Below are 18,415 nucleotides of genomic sequence, written 5' to 3' on the forward strand. Positions count from 1 at the left end.
TTTTTGGAGTACGGGTTTGCGGCGGCCTCGGCCGATGTAATGATCGCCAGACGTCGTCCTTCGGGATCGGCACATAGGTGTGGCTATGCGCGATCCGCCGGATGAGGTTTATAGAAGGGCAGGCTGTGTGGCTCCTCGGATATGCCCGCCCGTGACTTGCCGCACAGGACGACGTCTATGACAGCCGTACTCGTCAACAGCGCGGGCACAAACAGCTGTGACCTACCTTCAGCGGACCGGACGCCCGTTTCAAAGGCAGAAGCGGAGCTTAGTGACGCTTGGTGATAACCAGCAGGTCCTCGGTGTCCAAGGTGGCCCTGTCCAGCCGCCAGCCGCGCCGATCGGCCAGCTCGGTGAGGTCGGCGACGTGCCGGCGGGCGAACACCGCGGCCCGGCCGTTCATCGCCCTGGTGGGAAAGGAGACCACGACCGCCGCCGCCGGCACCTGGTCCACCAGGGACAGCGCGGCGCCGCGGCGCCGGTCCTCGATGCAGTGATAGGTCTTGAGCAGCAGGGCCAGGTCGACGTCGGGGAGGGACGATCCGACGAGGACGTCACGTTGCTCGGCGTGACTGCCCGGATACACCCGGGTGAGGAAATCCTCGGCCAGGCCGACGAACCCGGCGTTGAGGTCGTAGCCGGTGTAGCCGGCGTCGGTGTGCTCGCGCAGCCACGGCAGCGTGAACGGGTTGAGTGCGCAGGCCAGGTCGGCGATCGTGGCAGGGGGCGGTACGAGGTCGAGGACCGCCGGGTAGAAGCGATCCAGGTCGGGCAGCCGCTCCCCGGTGGACACGTGGGCGGCGAGCACCTCCCGGCACCAGGCACGCAGCTCCGGCTCGGCCATGCCGGCCAGGTCCGCCTTGTCCATGCCGCGCCGCAGCGCCGCGAGCCTGCCGGTGAGCAGGTGCAGGGCGGCCACCTTGTGCAGCCGCGCGCGGGAGCGACGCTCCAGCTCGGCCGGGTCCGTGGTGCCGTCGCGCTGCCCCGCCACCACGTCGGCGATGGTGTCCGGGTGCACGTCCCGGTACTTGGCCGCGCCGGCGAGGCGGGCGGTGACCGTGGCCGTGGCGTCCTCGGTGGTGTTCCCCGCCCGGCGCCGTTCCCTGGTCATGTCGTCGGCCCGCGCCGCGGCGTCTCCGCCGGCCGGCCGGCTTGGCGGGGTGACCACGTCATCCGGCGCCACGCTCCTCGGCGGACGGGCGGGAGGCCGGTTGGCGCCCCGTGCCGCGCAAACTCTCGGGGGCGGCGCCCGCCGGCGTGACCTTCTGCCCCTGCCGCACCAGCTCGTAGACCTGGTTGCGCGGCAGCCCGGTGACCTCCTGGACCACCTCCCGGCACACCCGCGCGTCAGCCCCGTGCCGCAGCATCGACGCCGCGAGCCGCTCGGCCTGCGCCCGCGCGGCGTCCGACGTGGTGTCCGGGCAGCCGCCGACCACGCCGGTGTACTGGCCGCGAACGGCGTCCTCACTGCCCAGCCGGTCCAGGATGCCGGACAGGGGGCCGCGGATGAAGCTCTCGTCCGGCTTGCTGAGGTTGCACGCCAGCGCCGCCGGCCGGTCGCCGAGCACCTTGAGCATGTCGCCCAGCGTGTCGACGATCCGGTGCGGCGCCTCGAACATGATCAGCGTGGCGTCCACGTCCCGGATCCGGCCCAGCTCGGCCTGGCGCGCAGCCGCCTTCCTCGGCAGAAAGCCGAGGAAGTAGAACCGGTGCACGGGCAGGCCGGAGCCGATCAGCGCGGTGATCGTGGCGCTGGCCCCGGGCAGCGGGCGGACCGTGATGCCCTCGGCGATCGCCCCGGCCACCACACGGTAGCCGGGGTCGTTGACGAGCGGGGTCCCCGCGTCGGAGAGCAGCGCGACGTCATCGCCGCGACGCAGCGCTTCGAGCAGGGTGCCGCTCCTGGTCGCCTCGACATGGTCGTGGTAGCTGAGCAGCCTGCGCTGCCCCAGCTCGATGCCGAGGGTGCGGAGGAGGTTTCGCGTGTGGCGGGTGTCCTCGGCGGCCATCACCGGAACGTGGCGCAGCACCTCCAGCGCACGAAGGGTGATGTCGTCGCGGTGCCCGATGGGGGTGGGGACGAGGTAGAGGGTCCCCAGGTCCACACGCCCCTCCTCAACCTAGTCTGCTCGCAAGTCAAAGACGACCCGTAGAGTACCATCGGTCCGGTTCACGGCGCGCTCAAGGGCCGGGCCGTACTCGTGGAGGCCGACGATGTCCGTGAGGATCGGCTTGACGTTGATCGCACCGCTGGCCAGCAGGTTCACCGCCTGCCGGTACTTGCCGCCCGGCCCCATCACGCCGATCAGGCTGGCGTAGGACAGCGGCAGGTTGGCGGTGGCGATCGGGTGCGTGGCGCCGACCTGGTAGCCGATCAGGCCGACCCGGCCGCCGGGGCGCACCAGCTCGATCGCCTTGGCCACCGCCGTCGGGTCACCGGACGCCTCCAGCACGACGTCGAACTTCTCGTCATAACCCTCGGGGACGGGGATCTCGTCGGGCGCGTAGGCGGCCTCGGCGCCGAGTTCGAGCGCGACCTTGCGGCGCTCCGGGACCGGGTCGGTGGCCACCTGGACCCGCGCCCCCGCGGCCTGAGCCGCCTGCGACAGCATCAGGCCGATGCCGCCCGCGCCGAGCACGGCGACCCGCTCCGACGGCCGGAGGTTCACCCGGTCCACCGCGTGCACGGCCACCGACAGCGGCTCGACCTGGCAGGCTGAGGCCAGGTCGAGCTCGTCCGGCAGCGGATAGAGGTTGGCCACCGGCACGGCGACGTACTCCGCGCAGCCGCCGTCCACCATGAAACCGATCTCGATCATGTTCTCGCACATCACCGGCAAGCCGTCGCGGCATGGGCCGCAGGTGTGGCACTCGACGATCAGATCGCCGACGACCCGGCGGCCGACCCAGGACTCGTCGGCGCCGTTGACCTCGACCACCTCGCCGGACCACTCATGCCCCGGCACGACCGGGTAGGTGTTTCCGTGCCACTGTCCTTTGTAGAGCCATAAGTCGCTCCCGCAGAGGGAGCTGTAGTGCACTTTGACCACAGCCCAGCCCGGCTGCGGCGACGGCCGCTCCGCCTCGATCAGCTGCGCCTGATTATCGCCGAGAAACTGCAGCGCTCGCATACCCACCTCGTTGGTCGTCGCGCCCCTGATAATCCCTCCCCGATAAAGATCAGTGTACTGTCGTCGTCGTTGAATGTGGCGGATGGGAGAGACTAATGACCGGCTCTGAGCGCCGCCCCACGGACGACGCGATACAGACGGTGGCGGCGGCACTCACCAAGAGCAAGCGGTACGCCACCGTGGCGCCGGACGTCGTGCACCGGCTCGCCGAGCGGGCGCTGGTCTCGGCGGGCGGCAACGTCACCGAGGGCGTCAAGCGGACCAAGCGCAGCCTGCACGAGATCTACGGCGCCTATCTGCCGGGCAGCGCCGCACAGTACGGCGGGATGCTGCGCCAGCTTCGCGCCGCGCTCGACCAGGGCGAGGACGCGGTGACCGAGGCGTTGCGGTCCGCGATGTCCGCGCACGCCTCGTCCCGGGAGCGGCTGCCCTACCTGACCGAGTTCTACGCCCAGGCGCTCGCCGGGGTGACGCCGGAGACGGTCAGCGACCTGGCCTGCGGCCTGAACCCGTTGGCCGTGCGGTGGATGGGCCTGCCGGCCGGGTGCACCTACCTCGCCTCGGACATCGACGCCCGGCAGATGGAGTTCCTCGACGAGGCGCTCGACCTGCTCGGCGTCCCGCACCGGACCCGCCTGCACGACCTGGTCGACGGTCCCGGCGAATCAGCCGAGGTGACCCTGCTGCTGAAGACCGTGCCCTGCATGGAGCGCCAGCAGAGCGGGGCGGGCTGGGCGCTGCTGGAGAAGGTGCGCTCCCCCACGCTGATCGTGACGTTCCCCACCAAGTCCCTCGGGCAGCGCTCCAAGGGGATGTTCCAGACCTATTCCACGGCGTTCGAGGAGTACGCGGCCGACCGGACCTGGCGTTACGAGCGGTTCGAGATCCCCAACGAGCTGGTCTACGTCATCAGGAGATGAGCGAACGCCGCTCGTGATTCGCCCCGGGTCACGGCCGCGCGGGAGACGCCGTTCTAGTCCCAATGCCGTGTAGTTAGGGCCTTGGCTGCTTTGTCAAGGCTCTGAGCTGGTGCGGATCTCGATGCCGATCGTGGCTTTGTAGCTGGTGCGGTCGACGGTGCCTCTTGCGTTGTACTTGGAGATGGCGCGTTTGACGAGGCGGGGACGAGTCCGGATACGCCGGTCGGGCATGAGGTTGGCCAGGACCTGGCGTCCGATGGTGCCGAGCAGGTCGATGACGGTGTCGGCAATCACGCCGGCGGCCTGGATGACCAGGTCACGGGCAGTGTTCAGGGCGATGGTGAAGCTGGCCCGGTCGGGATCGAGGCCGGGCCGGTGAGTGGTGGCCTCAGCCATGGCCAGGCGCAGGAGTTGGTAGGCGACCAGGAGGGCGTGGACTTCCTGGTCCAGGCCGTCGGGTGTGCGGGCGCGCAGCACCCGCCCGCCGAGGATGGTGGACTTGATCTCCAGGTAGGCGGTCTCGATCTCCCAGCGCTGGTGGTAGAGGGTGAGTAGGTCGGCCGCGGGGTGGCGGTGCGCATCGGTGAGGGTGGTGACCAGGCGGTAGGCGCTGGTGCGGTGGCCCGCTCGGGTGGTGATGGTGATGACGGCGTCGATGACGCGCACGGGGGTGGCTCCCAGCCGGGACAGGTAGGAGCCGTCATGGCAGCGGGCCAGGAGGGGCAGGCGGCGGCCGTTCTTGACCCGGACCAGGACATGGGCGCCGGTGGCGGCGATGGCCTGGATCAGGGCGCAGACGGCGAAGTTGCGGTCCAGCAGGACGATCATGTCGCGATGCAGACGCTCCAGCAGACGCGGTGCGAGGGTGGTCTCGCCGGTCGAGGCCGGCGCGAAGACCGCGTCCAGCAGGGTGCGGGTGCCGCACGCGAGCAGGGTCAGCAGGCGTAGCGCTGGATACCCGGCGCCGCCGTGGTTACCCCGCTGCTTGGGATAGACGGCCAGGTTGGCAGGACTGTCGGCCACGCTCATGACGGTGCCATCGATCGCGCAGACCAGGAGTCCGCGCCAGCGGGTGCCGGGGGTGGCGATACCGGCCGACGGACCGCGTAACAGCTCAAACAGCCACCGTAGCGGGGCTGCTGCGATGCGTTTGCGGGCTTGGGCCATCGCAGCACCGGTCGGGGCGGCGACGGTCAGGCCGGTCAGGCCGGTCAGCCCCGCCGTCAGCCGCTGCCATACCTGCCGCCAGCCCAGTCCGGGGAACAAGGCCCCGGCCAGTATCAGGTAGACCGTAACCCGGGAAGGGAGGTCACGGACCCGCTGCTGTGTCCGGCCGGTCTGTTTCAGCGCCTCATCGACCATCTCGAAGGGCATCAGTTGAGTCAGTTCCCCGAGATGGCCGGGGGCGAAGGGGCCCGATGCCACCACCAGGGTGCGATTGATGACAGACTTGCTCTCCAACGGAGCTCCCCGCTCGGACAGTGATCTTGGTCGACACCGTTCTAGCAGGAGCTCCGTTCCCTTTTCCAGTGGCCCTTGACTACACCCGCATCACGCTAACTACACGGCATTGGTTCTAGTCCTCGCCGCGGTACACGCAGCCCGAGGTGCACGTCTCCCGGACCTGGACCGCCGACAGCGGCAGCTTGCCGGCCAGCCGGTCCCAGATCCACCGGGCGAGGTTCTCGCTCGTCGGGTTGTCGAGGCCGTCGACCTCGTTGAGGTAGTGGTGGTCGAGCTGGTCGTACAGGGGCTGGAACGCCGCCTTCAGGTCGGCGAAGTCCATCACCCACCCGGCGACCGGGTCCACCGTGCCCGCCACGTGCACCTCGACGCGGAAGGAGTGGCCGTGCAGGCGGGCGCACTTGTGCCCGGCCGGCACGTTGGGCAGCCGGTGGGCCGCCTCGAAGGTGAACTCGCGGAAGATCTCGATCATCGGATTCCCAGGTACTTGTGGGTCTGCGTGCTCAGCCGCCACTGCGGGTGCGCCAGGCAGTACTCAACCGCCCGGCGGGTGTTCTCTGCGAGGTCCGGACCGTCCATCGGCTGCAGCAGCAGGTTCGGGAAGTCCAGATTCTCGAACCGCTCCGGCTCGGCGCCCTCCTGCGGGTAGACCAGCTTGAGCTCATCGCCCGCGGTGAGCACGAGATCCGCGCCGGCCTTGGGGCTCACGCAAATCCAGTCCAGCCCCGGAGGCGCGGGCTGGGTGCCGTTGGTCTCGACCGCGACCTCGAAGCCGACGTCGTGCAACGCCTTCACCACCTGCACGTTCAGTTGCAGCAGCGGTTCGCCGCCGGTGCACACCACGAACGGGCGCGCCCTCGGGTGCGCGGCACCCTCCCAGGTGGCCGTGATCGCGGCGACCAGTTCCTCGGCCGTGGCGAACTTCCCGCCTCCCGGCCCGTCGGTGCCCACGAAGTCGGTGTCGCAGAACGTGCAGATCGCCCTGGCCCGGCCGGACTCGCGCCCGCTCCACAGGTTGCACGCGGCGAACCGGCAGAAGACGGCGGGACGGCCGACATGGATCCCTTCCCCCTGCAGGGTGTAGAAGATCTCCTTGACCTGGTACGTCATGGGGTGACCTCGGCGGGCGCGGGCCGCGCCGGGTCGGTCAGGCCGAGCTCGGCGAACCCGCGCTCGCGCAGCAGGCACGAGTCGCAGGTGCCGCACGCCCGGCCGGCCTCGTCCGGGTCGTAGCAACTGTGGGTCAGCGCGTAGTCCACGCCCAGTTCCAGTCCGCGCTGGATGGTCTGGGCCTTGGTGAGCTCGATCAGCGGGGTGTGGATGGTCAGCCGCTGCCGGCCCTCCACACCGGCCTTCGTGGCGAGGTTCGCCATGGTCTCGTAGGCGGTGATGTACTCCGGCCGGCAGTCCGGGTAGCCGCTGTAGTCCAGCGCGTTGACCCCGATGAACACGTCGCTGGCGTCCAGGGTCTCGGCCCAGGCGAGCGCGAAGGACAGGAAGATCGTGTTCCTGGCCGGCACGTAGGTGACCGGGATCTCGCCGGCGTCGATCTGCTCGGCGCTGTCGTGGTGCGGCACGTCGATGTCGGCGGTCAGCGCCGAGCCGCCGAAGACCCGCAGGTCGATCTCCGCGACCACGTGCGAGCGCGCGCCCAGCGCCTCGGCCACCCGGGCGGCGGCCGCGAGCTCGACGTCGTGACGTTGCCCGTACCGGAAGCTTAGCGCGTACGGCTCGTAGCCCTCCGCATGCGCGATCGCCAGCACGGTTGCAGAGTCGAGGCCCCCGCTGAGCAGGACCACCGCCTTCCTCCGCACGTCCATTTACTTACCTCCTGAACACAATCGTCCCACTTGATGTCGCCCTAACACATACCAGGTGCCCCACGGGATCGACCCAGTCGTGAGGGACCGTATGGCCGGCCGGGTGTCCGCACGGCACCGCCGCTCTTCTCAGCGTTCTCGCTCGGCGCGCAGGGCGTTCATGAGGCGGACGTAAAAGCGAAGATTATGCAACGAGCCCAGGATCCCGGCCAACGGGTCCTCGATGCGGTAGAGATGGGCGAGGTACCCGGCGGGCACCGTGGTGCACGGCTCGCAGTCACAGCCGGGGTCGACGGGGCCCTTGTTCCGCACCCACCGTTCGTCTTCCATCCTGGCATAGCGATAGAAACGGGGAGCGTCGAGGGCGGAGGTGTCGAGCTGAGAGTAGAGCACGCCGCGCCGAGCGTTTCGGGTCGGCAGGGTGCAGTCGAAAATATCGTACCCGGCCCGCCAGGCGCTGACGACGTTCTCCGGGGTGCCGATGCCGAGGCCGTGCAGCACGCTGCCCGGCGGGGTGAGCTCGGCCACCAGGGCCACCTCGTCCACCAGCCGGCCCTCGTTGATCGGGTAGCCGCCGAAGCCGTATCCGTCGAAACCGATCTCGGCCAGCGCCTCGGCGCAGTGCTTGCGGCGCTCAGCGGAGGAGCCGCCCTGCACCACGGCGAACAGCAGCGGGCGATTCTCGGCGGGGAGGTCGGCGACGAGCTCGTCGAACCTCTTCCGGCACTCCGCCGCCCAGCGGAGGGTCAGCTCGACGCTGCGATCCTGCTCACCGTCGGGCGCCGACGGGTGGGTGCAGTAGTCCAGGGCGTAGATGATGTCGGCGCCCAGCCGTACCTGCGCTTCGATACACGAACGCGGGCTCAGCTGCCGATACTTCTGCTTCGGCGAGAAGCGGTATTCCAGTCCGGCGTCGGAGACCTTCGCGAGGGAGCGATTGCTGCCCAGCAGCGAGAAGACCTGGAAGCCACCGGAGTCGGAGATTACCGGCCGGTCCCAGCCCATGAAGGCGTGGACCCCGCCCAGGCTGGCCACCGCCGACGCCCCCGGCTGGGAGGCGAGATGCGCGGTGCTCACCAGCGTCGCCTCGACGCCCTGCGCGGCATAGAGAGAGGTTGCCACGCCTCGCACCACACCGCGCGTGGCATCGGGGACGAACACCGGGGCGTTGATCTCCCCGCGTCTGGTCCACACCGTGGTTCGCGTGCTGCCTTCCGGCACGTCACCGACGGCGGCGGGCGATTCCACGGATTCCGAGGTCATGAGGGATTTGGCAGATCAGCTGTGGCCTCGGTCACGATTCCCCCACGGGCGTGCTGCGTCACCACCACCCGAACCGTTCGCGGGCTGGCGGCCCGCCAGATCTCCGACGCGATCTCGCCGGCCAGGCTCTCCGCGAACAGCGCCCGGTCACGGAACGACCACAGGTACAGCTTCAAGGACTTCGACTCGATGCACAGGCCGTCGGGCTCATAGTCGATGACCACGCTGGAGATGTCCGGCTGACCCGTCACCGGGCAGAGAGAGGTGACCTCCTCGGTCAGGAACCGGACCCTGGTGCACACGGGCGGAGCGGGGAAGGACTCTACGTGATCGATCGGACCGCGAACGTCAGATCCGAGAACAGTGAGATTGGTGGTGCTTGCTTCTGACACGCGACCAGTATAAAGCGCTGCTGATCGTGGCCGAGGTTGACCTGTCCGCCCTGGAGCGCACGGCATAGACCAAGATCAGCGCGGTCGGCTTGTGAATCTCGGCACCGCCCGGCGGCTCCCCGCCGACCGGCCGCCGGGCGGGGCCCTGCCGGGTCGTCAGGCCGGCCGGGAGTCGGCGGTCAACGCGTCGGGGCCGAGCACGTCCTGACCGTAGAGGTCCCGCAGCCAGTTGGTCTGATAGACGGTGTCGAGGTAACGCTCGCCGAGGTCCGGGGCGATGGCCACCGCCGTGAGTTCACGCGCGTCCTGCCGGGCCAGCCAGTCCATCGCGCCACTGACCACCGTGCCGGTGGAGCCGCCGAACAGGAACCCCCGCCCGGCCAGCCGGTGGCAGGCACGGACGGTGTCCGCCTCCTCGACGTGCACCACCTCGTCCACGTAGGACTCGTCGAGCAGTTGCGGGCGGACGCTCGTGCCCAGGCCGGGGATCATCCGGCGGCCCGGGGCGCCGCCGAAGGTCACCGAGCCGGCGCTGTCCACCGCGACGATCCGAACCGGCCTGCGCCACTCGCGCAGGTAGCGCGCGCAGCCCATCAGGGTGCCTGTGGTGCCGGTCCCGACGAAGAGGACGTCGAGCCGGGGGGAAGCGGCGGACGATCGCCGGCGCCGTCCTGCGGTAGTGCGCCTTCCAGTTGGCCGCATTGCCGTACTGGTTGAGCCACACGTACCGGTCGTCGGAGGCGCATAACGCGCGGACGTAGTCGATCCGCGCGCCGAGGAGCCCGCCCTCGACGTCCGGCGCGCCGGCGATGACGTGCACCTGGCCGCCCAGCGCCTCCATCAGCCGCCTGGTCGCCAGGTTGCACCGGGAGTCCGTCACGCACAGGAACCGGTAGCCCTTGCCGGCCGCGATCATGCTCAGCGCCACGCCCAGGTTTCCGGACGAGGACTCGACCAGGACCGACCCCGGCGTCAGGATCCCGTCCCGCTCGGCGGCCTCCACCATTTCGGTCGCGGTCTTCAGTTTGATCGAGCCGGCGAAGTTGAAGCCCTCACACTTCAGGAAGAGCGAGTACCCGAAGACCGGCCGGAGGTCCACATAGAGCTCTTCCTCGTGGTAGTCCTGGGGAACGGAGATAACTGGCACGGTGGCCTCCTCGTCCGCGGTGTGATGTCCCCGGCCACTCATCCGTACCGGCGCAGTTCGTGGAAGAAGTCGTCGACGACGTGCAGCTCGCCGGAGCCGACCAACTGGTCGTAGACGTACCTGCCGACCGCGAGATCGAGCGCTCCGAGGCCGAACGGCGAGAAGATCACCGGCCGGTCCCGCGGCACCTCGATCCGCCCGGCCATCACGTCGCCCAGCGTGCCGTGCACGAAGTCCCGGTTGCCGACGAGCTGTTCGGCCAGATGGGGTGACGTGTCGGCCTTCAGGCAGTGCTCGACGTCGTCCACGATGTTGGTCGAGGCGAGCACGATCTCCGGCGAGAGGTCGCGCAGCGACACGTGCAGCACCACCGGATGGTGGTCGAACCACGGCAGGTCGCCGACATGCGGCTGACCGGCGACGGTCGCGAACACCACGAGGTCGCTGGAGCGGATCAGCCGCTCGGCGCTGTCGTGCACGGTGATCCGTCCTTCGGCGCCCGACTGCTCCAGGTAGCCGCGGAAGCCGGCCGCGCTGTCGGCGGAGACGTCGTACACGGCGATCTCGTCGAACGACCAGCCGGCGCCGGCCAGGAAGGTGTGGATGTAGCGGGCGATCAGGCCCGCCCCGAAGAACCCGACGCGCGCCGGGCGCCGCCGGCCGGGGTGCAGCCGGCCGGCCGCCGAGGCCGCCAGCGCGGCCGTCCTGGTGGCGCTGATGATGGAGGCTTCCAGGCAGGCGAACGGGTAGCCGGTGTCGTGGTCGTTGAGGATCAGCACGGCCGAGGCCCGCGGGATGCCGGCCGCCACGTTCGCCGGGAAGCTGGCGATCCACTTCAGGCCGTCGACCCGCATCGGCCCGCCGATCGAGGCGGGCAGCGCGATGATGCGGGAGGACGGGCGGTCGGGGAAGCGCAGGAAATAGGACGGCGGGTTCACCGAGTCCCCGGCGCAATGCAGCCGGTAGGCGCCCTCGACGAGTTCCATGATCTGCTTCTCCCGCCCCCGCAGCACCCGCTGGACCTGGGCGCCGGAGATCACCGCGAACGGCGGCGCGGTACGAGGGACGATGGTCATCGGAAGGTCACCTCGACGGTCGGCGAGCAGTCCAGCAGGCTTACTTCGTCGGTCATCGCGACGAGCACTTCGCGTGGTCCCTCGAAGGGCTCCCTGCTGTGCGCGGTGCGGATGTTGTCCACGAGCATCAGGTCGCCGGCCTGCCACGGCTCGCGGACGGTGGTGGCCTCGTACACTTCGTTGATCAGCTGCACGACGTCCTCGCCGATCGGGTCGCCGTCGCCGAAGCGGGTGTCGAACGCCAGCCCGTCGGCGCCGTGGACGTCGACCAGGTACTCGCGGACCTCCGGGGCCATCGTCCACGCGTTGAGGAACGCGATCTGGTTGAACCAGCAACGCTGCCCGGTCACCGGGTGCCGCACCACGGCGCTGCGGCGCTGCCTGGTGAGCAACCCGCCGTCCGGTCGCCACTCGAACTCGATCGCGTTGGCGCGGCAGTACCGCTCGACGGCGCCGCGATCGTCGGTGCCGAACGCCTCGGCGATGGACGCCCCGATCTCGTCGTTGTACCCGCGGGTGAGCAGCCAGCCCTCCCGTTCGAACCGCTCGACCAGCTCGCCGGGCAGCGCGCGGAGCACCTCCGGCGAGTCGGCCACCGCGGTGGCCCCGCCCGCGGAGGGCGCCGTGAGGCACGCGAACATCATCAGGCCGGGGAACTCCAGCCGGTAGCTCAGCTCGTGGTGCATGCACATCGGGTGGTTCGGCGGCCACGTCGACGAGGAGTACACGTCGGCCGAGTACGCACGCCGGGACGCGAACCCCTCCTTCTCCGTCATGAGCCCGCCGGCCAGCCGCTGGAGGACGGCACCGGTCTTCGCCGGGTCGCGCAGCCCGAGGCCGCGGACCAGCAGCGAGCCGTGCTCCGCGACGACGGCGCGCAGCGCGTCCCGGTGCTCGGACGCCCAGCTCAGCGGATCGCCCCCGGCCACGGCCCGCAGGATCGGCGGTCTGCCCGGGGACAGGTCCACGGCGGGGGAAGACGTCTGGGATGAAGAGAGCATCTCGATTCCTTGATCGGTCATGGGAGTGAGCCGTCCGGCGGACTCCCGGCGGAGTCGCTTCATGACAGGGCGGGCAGCCCGACCGCTCGCCGTACGGCCTGTGCCGCCTCGGCCGGACGGGTACGCGGGAAGTGGTGGCCGCCGTCGGCGAGCTCGTACAGCTCGACATGCTCGGCGAGCAGCCGCCAGTCGCCGTACCGACGGGGATGGCCGGCGGTGCCCGGGTCGTCGGCGGCGACGACCACGACGACCGGGGCGGACAGCTTCACCGCCGGCGGGTTGTCCAGAACGCCGGCGAAATAGCGGTGCGCGGACACGCAGTCGTGCCGGTAGGCGGCGGCGACGTGCGCGGCGCGCAGCGCGTCCAGGTCACCCAGCTCGGTGTAGCCGCTGTCCGCGCTCAGCCGCGCGGCGATCGCGGCGTCGCCGCGCCCGGTCAGCTCGGCGGCGGCGGCGCGCCGGGTGGCGGCGTCGCCGAGGAGCTGCGCGCCGAGGAACACCCGCCGGACGTCCACCCCCAGTTCCTGTGACTTCCTGGCCGTCTCCACGGCCAGCGCGGTTCCTGAGGAGTGGCCCCACAGCAGGACCCCGGTCAGGCCACGCCGGATGATCTCGGCGACGACCTGCTCGACCACCTGCGCCGGCGAGGCGAACGGCTCACGCTCCGCGGCCAGGTCGTGGCCGGGCAGCTCGACGGCGTAGACCGCCAGCCCGCTGCCGCGCAGGGCCGCGGCCATCGGCTGGAAGTTCACCGCGTTGCCACCGGCGTACGGGAAGCACACCAGGGCGCCGGCCTGCGCGCCGTCCGGTTCCGAAAGGGGCTGCAGCAGTCCGGGGCGCCGTTCGGCGGTGCTGTCCACCAGCCGGGCGAGGTCGGCGAGGATCGGATGCCGGGTGACGTCCTTGAGGGACACCGCCCGGTCCAGGCCGATCACGAGGTTGACCGCCGACAGCGACGTGCCGCCCCGGTCGAAGAAGTGGTCCCGCCGCCCGATCCGGTCCGGCGGGACTCCGAGCACCTGCGCCCACACCGCGGCCAGCCGTCGTTCGGCCGGCGTGCTCGGCGCGTGGTACTCCTCCCCTGCGACGTCGAGTTCCGCGGCGAGCGCCGTCAGCGCCTTTCTGTCGATGCCTGGAACCTCGTGGCGGCACGCTCCACCAGCGCGAAGTAGACGACGCCGAACACCAGTGCGAGCACGCCGGCCAGGACGATCACCGGCGCGCCGAGCGAGCGATAGACGTCGACGGCGGCCAGCACGATCACGGTGAGACCGAAGAGGAAGAACCACCGCGTCAGCAGGTACAACCCCATGGTGGCGGCGTTGTGCCTGTTCTTCGCGGCGAGGCGGCGGCGCAGCTCGGCCCCGCCCTTCAGGTGGTCGAACCTGCTGTCCCGCTGGACCGATCGCGGGATCTCGAAGCTGGGCGACCCCAGCAGCCCGACCCCTTCCCGGACCTCCCCGTCCACGGGGACCATGACCTTCGTCGCGAGGAGGCAGTCGTCCCCCGTCCTGCCCTGCGCGGGATAGGCGACGTAGTTCCCGACGAAGTTGTGCGGCCCGATCGTCGTCCGGGACACCTTGAAGGACGTGCTGGAGTAGTCGGCGTTGATGATCGACAGGCCGTCGGCGACCATCGTCCCGCTGCCGACGAAGCTCAGGTAGGGATTCTCCTGCTTCACCTCCAGGCCGAAGTTCGACCCGGTCTGCTCGACTCGCGAGAGGTCATAACCGAGACCGCGGAGATAGTGCACGACGGCGGAGCTGTCACCGAAGAGGTACGTGAAGAACGTGATGTTGGTCAGGCGCGCGATCACCCGGTGCACCCCGTAGTGGAAGCCGTACAGCGGACGGACCCTGCCCGGCTCGACGGCGAGGTTGAGCAGCCGGGGAACGGTGGCCACCAGGAGCAGACCGGCGACGACGAAGCCGGAGAAGAGCACGAACGAGGTGGTCAGAGCGTCGCGGTAGAAGGTCCAGCCGGTGAAGACCGGCGGTCCCGAGCCGAGGAGCACGGCGAACTGCGGGACCTGGGTGACCAGCAGCACCACGCCGCCGATCACCAGCGGGACCTGCAGAAGCAGCACCTTCGACAGCTGCAGCACGGAGTAGACGACTTTCCGCAGGGTGCCGCACCCGGCGGGCTCGACCGTCCGGTGGTCCACCTCGGGCCCGCGCCGCCCCGGTGACCCGTGCCAGTGCTCGCCGGCGGGTACGGCCTGCCCGGCGTGCAGGGAGGAGGCATGGGCGAGCCGGGCCTCGTCGCCCATCGAGGTGTCGATGTCGAGCACCGACACCTCCCCGACGAGCACGTTCCTCCCGAGGGTGACCGTGCCCGTCCGAATCAGGCCGGCCTGGGCCCGGTAGCAGGTGAACGACGCGTCCTGGCGGATGACCGCGCCGTCGCCGATGGTCAGCAGGTCGGTGCACACGGGCACGTTCCCGGACAGGACCACGGCGCCTCGCCCGACCTTCGCGCCCAGCGACCTCAGATAGAGCACATAGAGCGGCGAACCGGCGAACAGGACCAGCGGGTTCGAGCGGACCAGCGTCTTGACGATCCAGAAGCGGACATATGCCAGGCTCCAGATGCGGATCCGGTCCGGTCTCCACTCACCGACGAGCAGCCATTTCGCCGCGATCGGAACAGCGCACAGGCCGAGGAAGGCCGCGCCGCCGAACAGGACGGAACGCAGGTACACGCCGATCACCCCGGAGCCGGCGGAGATCCATTCAAGGCCCCGGCTGAGGACGAGGGCGGCAACGTAGGAATATCCCAGGATGAACAGGACCTGCAGCGCGCCGCACAGGACATATTGCGCCCTGCCCGTCGGCGCCGCCTCCTCGATCGGCGCCGGAGCCGCCGATGCGACAGGGGTGGACGGGTCCTCCGCGAGCGCCGCCGCCAGGCTGCTGATCGTCGGATGCCGGTAGATCTCCTTCATCGACACCGACGGCAGGTCCTCCCGCTTCCTGACCCGCGCGCAGAACTGGGCCATCACCAGCGAGTCGGCACCGAGGTCATCGAAGAAGTTGCCGTCCACCGGCACCCGCTCGACCCCCACGACCTCGGCCAGCACCTCGGCCAGGAGCGTCTCGGTACCAGGCGTCGCACCCGCGTACCGGTTCCCGGACTCGGTCAGATCGGCTGTCATGTCCTCGACGGCCCCGCCTCGGACCACCACCGGCCGACGGCGCCACCGGTGCAGCCGTCCCCCTCGACTCCCACGACACACAAGACCCAAACCGGCACTCGCGGCCGCAAACGGAAGATTCTCACCCTGCGATCGTCACGACGTGAGGTGAGCCTCTCATTAGCGACAAATGAGGATTGTCTAACTAAAATCAGCCGGTTAACCCGATCACATCCCCGGGAATCCAGACATCCGCCCACGCCACGGTGACACGAGTCCACAGCCGCCTGCCGCCCGCTGCTCCTTGGCGGCGGAGTCACCTCATCACGCTTCCGGAGTCACGTCGCCCTCGTCCTAAAGAGTCGCCCTCGTCCTAAAGAAAGGGCCGATGGTGACGATGTGATGATGTGGTTGCCGTGCCTGCGGGACAGGGTTGTGCGGCATGACAGAGATCGGTTCTTCTGGCCGGGTGGGCCGCAGGTGGGCGGTTCCCGGTGTCGTGTACCGTGGCGCCTGGTTTCCCGGCCGGATCATCGGCGGGGTGGCCCTCATCCTCGGGCCCCTTGCCTGGTTCCTGGGGCTCTTGCTGCGCTATTGCGGGGTCTTGGCGGCGGGCTTCACACCTGAACAGTCTGAGTGGTATGCCCGGCAGCCGTTCGCGGCGCCGTCACAGCTCGCGGCGTACCTGGCCGATCCGGGCCTGGTCACGGCCGGGTACGCCGTGTTCGCGGCGGGGGCGATCCTGCTCTGGCCCGCTTTCGCCACCCTTGCCCGGATCGTCGCCGTGAGGTCTCCTGGACTCGCGTTCTGGGGTGGCACGCTCCTCATTGTGGGGCTGTTCGCCCGCCTCTACTGCACGGGTGTCGAGCAGGCCGCCTTCCAACTGGCCGAGACACGGGGACTGGCCGAGGCGACCAGGTTCGTGGAAGCCACCTACGTGAACATCTCCTACGGGCCGTGGTGGGTACCCGTCACGGCGTCGGCGGGGCAGTACCTGGGCGCGCTCCTGCTGGCCGTCGGTGCCTACCGGTCCGGGACGTTCGGCCTGGGAAGGGCGCTGCTCCTGCTGTGGCCTGGGACGATGTGGTCGGGGGTGCTCAAGGAGAGCCATGTCCTCGACGGCGTGCTCTCGGCCGGCGCCCTGTGCCTGGTGCTCGTGCCGCTCGGCATCCGGGTGCTGCGCGACACGGTGCACGAGCTTCGGGTCGAGCGCCTGGCCGCGGAACGCACGCCGCTGCGGCTGCTGAGCTGGTGACGGCCCGGCCGCGGCCTAGGCTGGGGTAAGTGAGCCCACTGCTTGATCGGATACGAGGGCACGCGCTCGCGGCCGTCGCCTTCTGCGCGGCCTTCGTTCCGGCGGGCCTGCCGGGCGTGGAGCCCCGCGGGTACGCGCCGCCGGGATTCGCCGCGCTGCCCGTCCACGTCCAGTGCGCGGTGGCCGGAGTGCTGGCCGCGGCGGCCGCCACGGTGGCGGGGAGGCGGCAGTGGCCGCTGTTCGCGGTCGCCGCGCTGGACGTGGTGCTGCTGGCCCCCGGGCTCTTGTGCGCGATGGCGTCCTACGTCGCGGCGACCACGTACCGCAGGCCCCGTCACCTGGTGATCTACACGGCGGTCGCGAGCCTCGTGGCCGTGGTGCCGCGGCCGGGCGTCGAGATCGTCTCCTCGCTCGGCGCGGCGCCGCTGTTCGTCTGGCTCCCGCTGACGATCGGGCTCTGGGTCGCCGCGCGGCGGCAGGTACTGGCGGGGCTGCGCGAACGCGCCGAGCGGCTGGAACGCGAGCAGACCGCCCGCGCCGACCGGGCACGCGCCGAGGAACGCGCCCGCATCGCACGGGACATGCACGACGTGGTGGCCCACCGGGTGTCGCTGATGGTGCTACGGGCCGGAGCTCTGGAGATCAACGCGGCCGACGAAAAGACGGCCGCCGAGGCGGAGCTCATCCGTACGACGGGCAAGGAGGCGCTCACCCAGCTCAGAGCCGTTCTCGGGGTGCTCGCCTCCCCGCCGGACCGGCACCCGCCGCACTCCACGCTCGCGGACCTCGACCAACTGCTCGACCAATCCCGCTCCGCCGGGGTCCCCGTCGAGCGGAGGGACGAGGGTGAAGCCGGCGAACTGCCCGCCATGGTGCAGCACGCCGTGTACCGGGTCGTCCAGGAATCCCTGACCAATATCCACAAACACGCCGGCACGGTCGCCACCGAGGTGGTGCTGCGCCACCTGCCCACCGCCCTGGAGGTCACCGTCGGCAACGCCCCCGGCGACGCGGCCGGGCCGCCCGGCGGCGGGCTGGGCCTTATCGGGCTGAGGGAACGCGTCGAACTGCTGGGCGGCGAGTTCACCGCGCGACCGCGCGACGACGGCGGCTTCGTCGTGTCCGCGAGGCTGCCGACATGATCAGGGTGCTGATCGCCGACGACGAGGCCCTGGTACGCACCGGGTTGCGCATGATCCTTGAGGCCGCCGACGACATCGAGGTGGTCGCCGAGGCCGCGAACGGCGCCCAGGCCGTCGACGCCGTCGCGCGGCACTGGCCGCACATCGTGCTGATGGACGTACGGATGCCCCGCATGGACGGCCTCGCCGCGCTCAAGGAGCTGAACCGCTCACCGAACCCGCCGAAGGTCGTCATGCTCACCACGTTCGACCACGACGAGTACGTCTACGCGGCATTGCACGCACGGGCGGCCGGGTTCCTGCTGAAGGACACCGCGCCCCGCGATCTGATCGCCGCGGTCCGGCTGGTCGCCGACGGCAGCGCGATGCTGGCGCCCTCGGTCACCAGACGGCTCATCGACGCTTTCGCCGACCGGCCGCCCGCCGACGTCCGCGCCGCGCGGGAGCGCCTCGCCCTGCTGACCGGCAGCGAGCTGAGGGTCGCGCGGGCCGTGGCCCGCGGGCTGGCCAACGCGGAGATCGCCCGCGAACTCGATACCAGCGAGACGACCGTGAAGACCCACGTCAGCCGCTCCCTCGCCAAGCTCGGCCTCGCCAACCGCGTACAGCTGGCACTCCTCATCCGCGACGCGGGCTAGGGGGCAGGAGTAAGGGCCCCTGTGCCGTACGCC

The 18,415-nt window shown here is 70.3% G+C and carries 17 protein-coding genes and 1 pseudogene; 4 read left to right on the forward strand and 14 right to left on the reverse strand.

The window, feature by feature from the left end; translation table 11 throughout:
- Positions 1–268 precede the first annotated feature (268 nt).
- From QSK26_RS04895 to QSK26_RS04905, 3 genes are read right to left on the reverse strand one after another with little or no spacing between them, the layout of a single operon-like run.
- Positions 269–1,183 carry a class I SAM-dependent methyltransferase gene (locus tag QSK26_RS04895; RefSeq protein WP_285773752.1) on the reverse strand — a complete coding sequence of 305 codons (915 nt, stop codon included), beginning with the start codon at positions 1,181–1,183 and terminating at the stop codon, positions 269–271.
- Positions 1,170–2,105: a 16S rRNA (cytidine(1402)-2'-O)-methyltransferase gene (gene rsmI, locus QSK26_RS04900; RefSeq protein WP_285773753.1), complete on the reverse strand. Its 936-nt coding sequence runs from the start codon at positions 2,103–2,105 to the stop codon at positions 1,170–1,172. The genes QSK26_RS04895 and rsmI overlap by 14 nt, the downstream gene beginning before the upstream one ends.
- A 15-nt stretch (positions 2,106–2,120) precedes the next feature.
- On the reverse strand, positions 2,121–3,131 hold the full coding sequence (locus QSK26_RS04905; protein ID WP_285773754.1) for a zinc-dependent alcohol dehydrogenase: 1,011 nt from the start codon (positions 3,129–3,131) through the stop codon (positions 2,121–2,123).
- 95 nt (positions 3,132–3,226) lie between these two features.
- On the opposite strand from QSK26_RS04905, the gene QSK26_RS04910 reads away from it, so the two are divergent.
- Positions 3,227–4,051: a class I SAM-dependent methyltransferase gene (locus QSK26_RS04910; RefSeq protein WP_285773755.1), complete on the forward strand. Its 825-nt coding sequence runs from the start codon at positions 3,227–3,229 to the stop codon at positions 4,049–4,051.
- A 93-nt stretch (positions 4,052–4,144) separates the two neighbouring features.
- Here the strand turns inward: QSK26_RS04910 and QSK26_RS04915 are convergent, their stop codons facing one another.
- From QSK26_RS04915 to QSK26_RS04970, 11 genes and pseudogenes are all read right to left on the reverse strand, one after another.
- Entirely contained in the window at positions 4,145–5,512 is a 1,368-nt protein-coding gene (locus tag QSK26_RS04915) for an IS4 family transposase (protein ID WP_285773756.1), read from the reverse strand.
- 115 nt (positions 5,513–5,627) lie between these two features.
- Positions 5,628–5,987: a 6-carboxytetrahydropterin synthase QueD gene (gene queD, locus QSK26_RS04920; protein WP_285773757.1), complete on the reverse strand. Its 360-nt coding sequence runs from the start codon at positions 5,985–5,987 to the stop codon at positions 5,628–5,630.
- Positions 5,984–6,625 carry a 7-carboxy-7-deazaguanine synthase gene (gene queE, locus QSK26_RS04925; protein WP_285773758.1) on the reverse strand — a complete coding sequence of 214 codons (642 nt, stop codon included), beginning with the start codon at positions 6,623–6,625 and terminating at the stop codon, positions 5,984–5,986. The genes queD and queE overlap by 4 nt, the downstream gene beginning before the upstream one ends.
- A complete protein-coding gene (queC, locus tag QSK26_RS04930) occupies positions 6,622–7,335 on the reverse strand; it encodes a 7-cyano-7-deazaguanine synthase QueC (RefSeq protein WP_285773759.1) in 714 nt (237 codons plus the stop codon). Before queC ends, queE begins: the two co-directional genes overlap by 4 nt.
- 129 nt (positions 7,336–7,464) lie before the next feature.
- Positions 7,465–8,598: a tRNA-ribosyltransferase family protein gene (locus tag QSK26_RS04935; RefSeq protein ID WP_285773760.1), complete on the reverse strand. Its 1,134-nt coding sequence runs from the start codon at positions 8,596–8,598 to the stop codon at positions 7,465–7,467.
- Positions 8,595–8,900 (reverse strand): preQ(1) synthase, encoded by a 306-nt coding sequence (queF, locus tag QSK26_RS04940; RefSeq protein WP_285773761.1) that lies wholly within the window; start codon positions 8,898–8,900, stop codon positions 8,595–8,597. Before queF ends, QSK26_RS04935 begins: the two co-directional genes overlap by 4 nt.
- A gap of 246 nt (positions 8,901–9,146) precedes the next feature.
- Positions 9,147–10,179: pseudogene (gene sbnA, locus QSK26_RS41705) on the reverse strand (2,3-diaminopropionate biosynthesis protein SbnA).
- Positions 10,176–11,213 carry a 2,3-diaminopropionate biosynthesis protein SbnB gene (gene sbnB / locus QSK26_RS04955; RefSeq protein WP_285773763.1) on the reverse strand — a complete coding sequence of 346 codons (1,038 nt, stop codon included), beginning with the start codon at positions 11,211–11,213 and terminating at the stop codon, positions 10,176–10,178. Before sbnB ends, sbnA begins: the two are co-directional and overlap by 4 nt.
- On the reverse strand, positions 11,210–12,214 hold the full coding sequence (locus tag QSK26_RS04960; protein WP_285773764.1) for a TauD/TfdA family dioxygenase: 1,005 nt from the start codon (positions 12,212–12,214) through the stop codon (positions 11,210–11,212). The genes sbnB and QSK26_RS04960 overlap by 4 nt, the downstream gene beginning before the upstream one ends.
- 59 nt (positions 12,215–12,273) lie before the next feature.
- Positions 12,274–13,245, reverse strand: coding sequence for an alpha/beta fold hydrolase (locus tag QSK26_RS04965; protein WP_285773765.1), 972 nt, complete (start codon positions 13,243–13,245; stop codon positions 12,274–12,276).
- Between the two features lie 80 nt (positions 13,246–13,325).
- Entirely contained in the window at positions 13,326–15,368 is a 2,043-nt protein-coding gene (locus QSK26_RS04970; RefSeq protein ID WP_285773766.1) for a Pls/PosA family non-ribosomal peptide synthetase, read from the reverse strand.
- A gap of 421 nt (positions 15,369–15,789) precedes the next feature.
- Here QSK26_RS04970 and QSK26_RS04975 point away from each other — a divergent pair, with 421 nt between their 5' ends.
- The 3 genes from QSK26_RS04975 to QSK26_RS04985 are packed head-to-tail and all read left to right on the forward strand — an operon-like array spanning position 15,790 to position 18,382.
- Positions 15,790–16,602: a hypothetical protein gene (locus QSK26_RS04975; protein WP_285773767.1), complete on the forward strand. Its 813-nt coding sequence runs from the start codon at positions 15,790–15,792 to the stop codon at positions 16,600–16,602.
- Positions 16,603–16,631: 29 nt separating this feature from the next.
- Positions 16,632–17,744, forward strand: a complete 1,113-nt coding sequence (locus QSK26_RS04980; protein ID WP_285773768.1) for a sensor histidine kinase — start codon at positions 16,632–16,634, stop codon at positions 17,742–17,744.
- Positions 17,741–18,382, forward strand: a complete 642-nt coding sequence (locus QSK26_RS04985) for a response regulator (RefSeq protein WP_285773769.1) — start codon at positions 17,741–17,743, stop codon at positions 18,380–18,382. Before QSK26_RS04980 ends, QSK26_RS04985 begins: the two co-directional genes overlap by 4 nt.
- Positions 18,383–18,415 lie beyond the last annotated feature (33 nt).

Source organism: Microtetraspora sp. NBRC 13810, from assembly GCF_030268685.1.
In the GTDB taxonomy this organism is placed as follows: domain Bacteria; phylum Actinomycetota; class Actinomycetes; order Streptosporangiales; family Streptosporangiaceae; genus BSRQ01.

Coding starts and splice junctions, on each gene's coding strand:
- QSK26_RS04910 (WP_285773755.1), top strand. CDS start 3,227: ATGACCGGCTCTGAGCGCCGCCCCACGGACGACGCGATACAGACGGTG.
- QSK26_RS04975 (WP_285773767.1), top strand. CDS start 15,790: ATGACAGAGATCGGTTCTTCTGGCCGGGTGGGCCGCAGGTGGGCGGTT.
- queE (WP_285773758.1), bottom strand. CDS start 6,625: ATGACGTACCAGGTCAAGGAGATCTTCTACACCCTGCAGGGGGAAGGG.
- QSK26_RS04985 (WP_285773769.1), top strand. CDS start 17,741: ATGATCAGGGTGCTGATCGCCGACGACGAGGCCCTGGTACGCACCGGG.
- QSK26_RS04905 (WP_285773754.1), bottom strand. CDS start 3,131: ATGCGAGCGCTGCAGTTTCTCGGCGATAATCAGGCGCAGCTGATCGAG.
- queD (WP_285773757.1), bottom strand. CDS start 5,987: ATGATCGAGATCTTCCGCGAGTTCACCTTCGAGGCGGCCCACCGGCTG.
- QSK26_RS04935 (WP_285773760.1), bottom strand. CDS start 8,598: ATGACCTCGGAATCCGTGGAATCGCCCGCCGCCGTCGGTGACGTGCCG.
- QSK26_RS04960 (WP_285773764.1), bottom strand. CDS start 12,214: ATGCTCTCTTCATCCCAGACGTCTTCCCCCGCCGTGGACCTGTCCCCG.
- queC (WP_285773759.1), bottom strand. CDS start 7,335: ATGGACGTGCGGAGGAAGGCGGTGGTCCTGCTCAGCGGGGGCCTCGAC.
- sbnB (WP_285773763.1), bottom strand. CDS start 11,213: ATGACCATCGTCCCTCGTACCGCGCCGCCGTTCGCGGTGATCTCCGGC.
- QSK26_RS04970 (WP_285773766.1), bottom strand. CDS start 15,368: ATGACAGCCGATCTGACCGAGTCCGGGAACCGGTACGCGGGTGCGACG.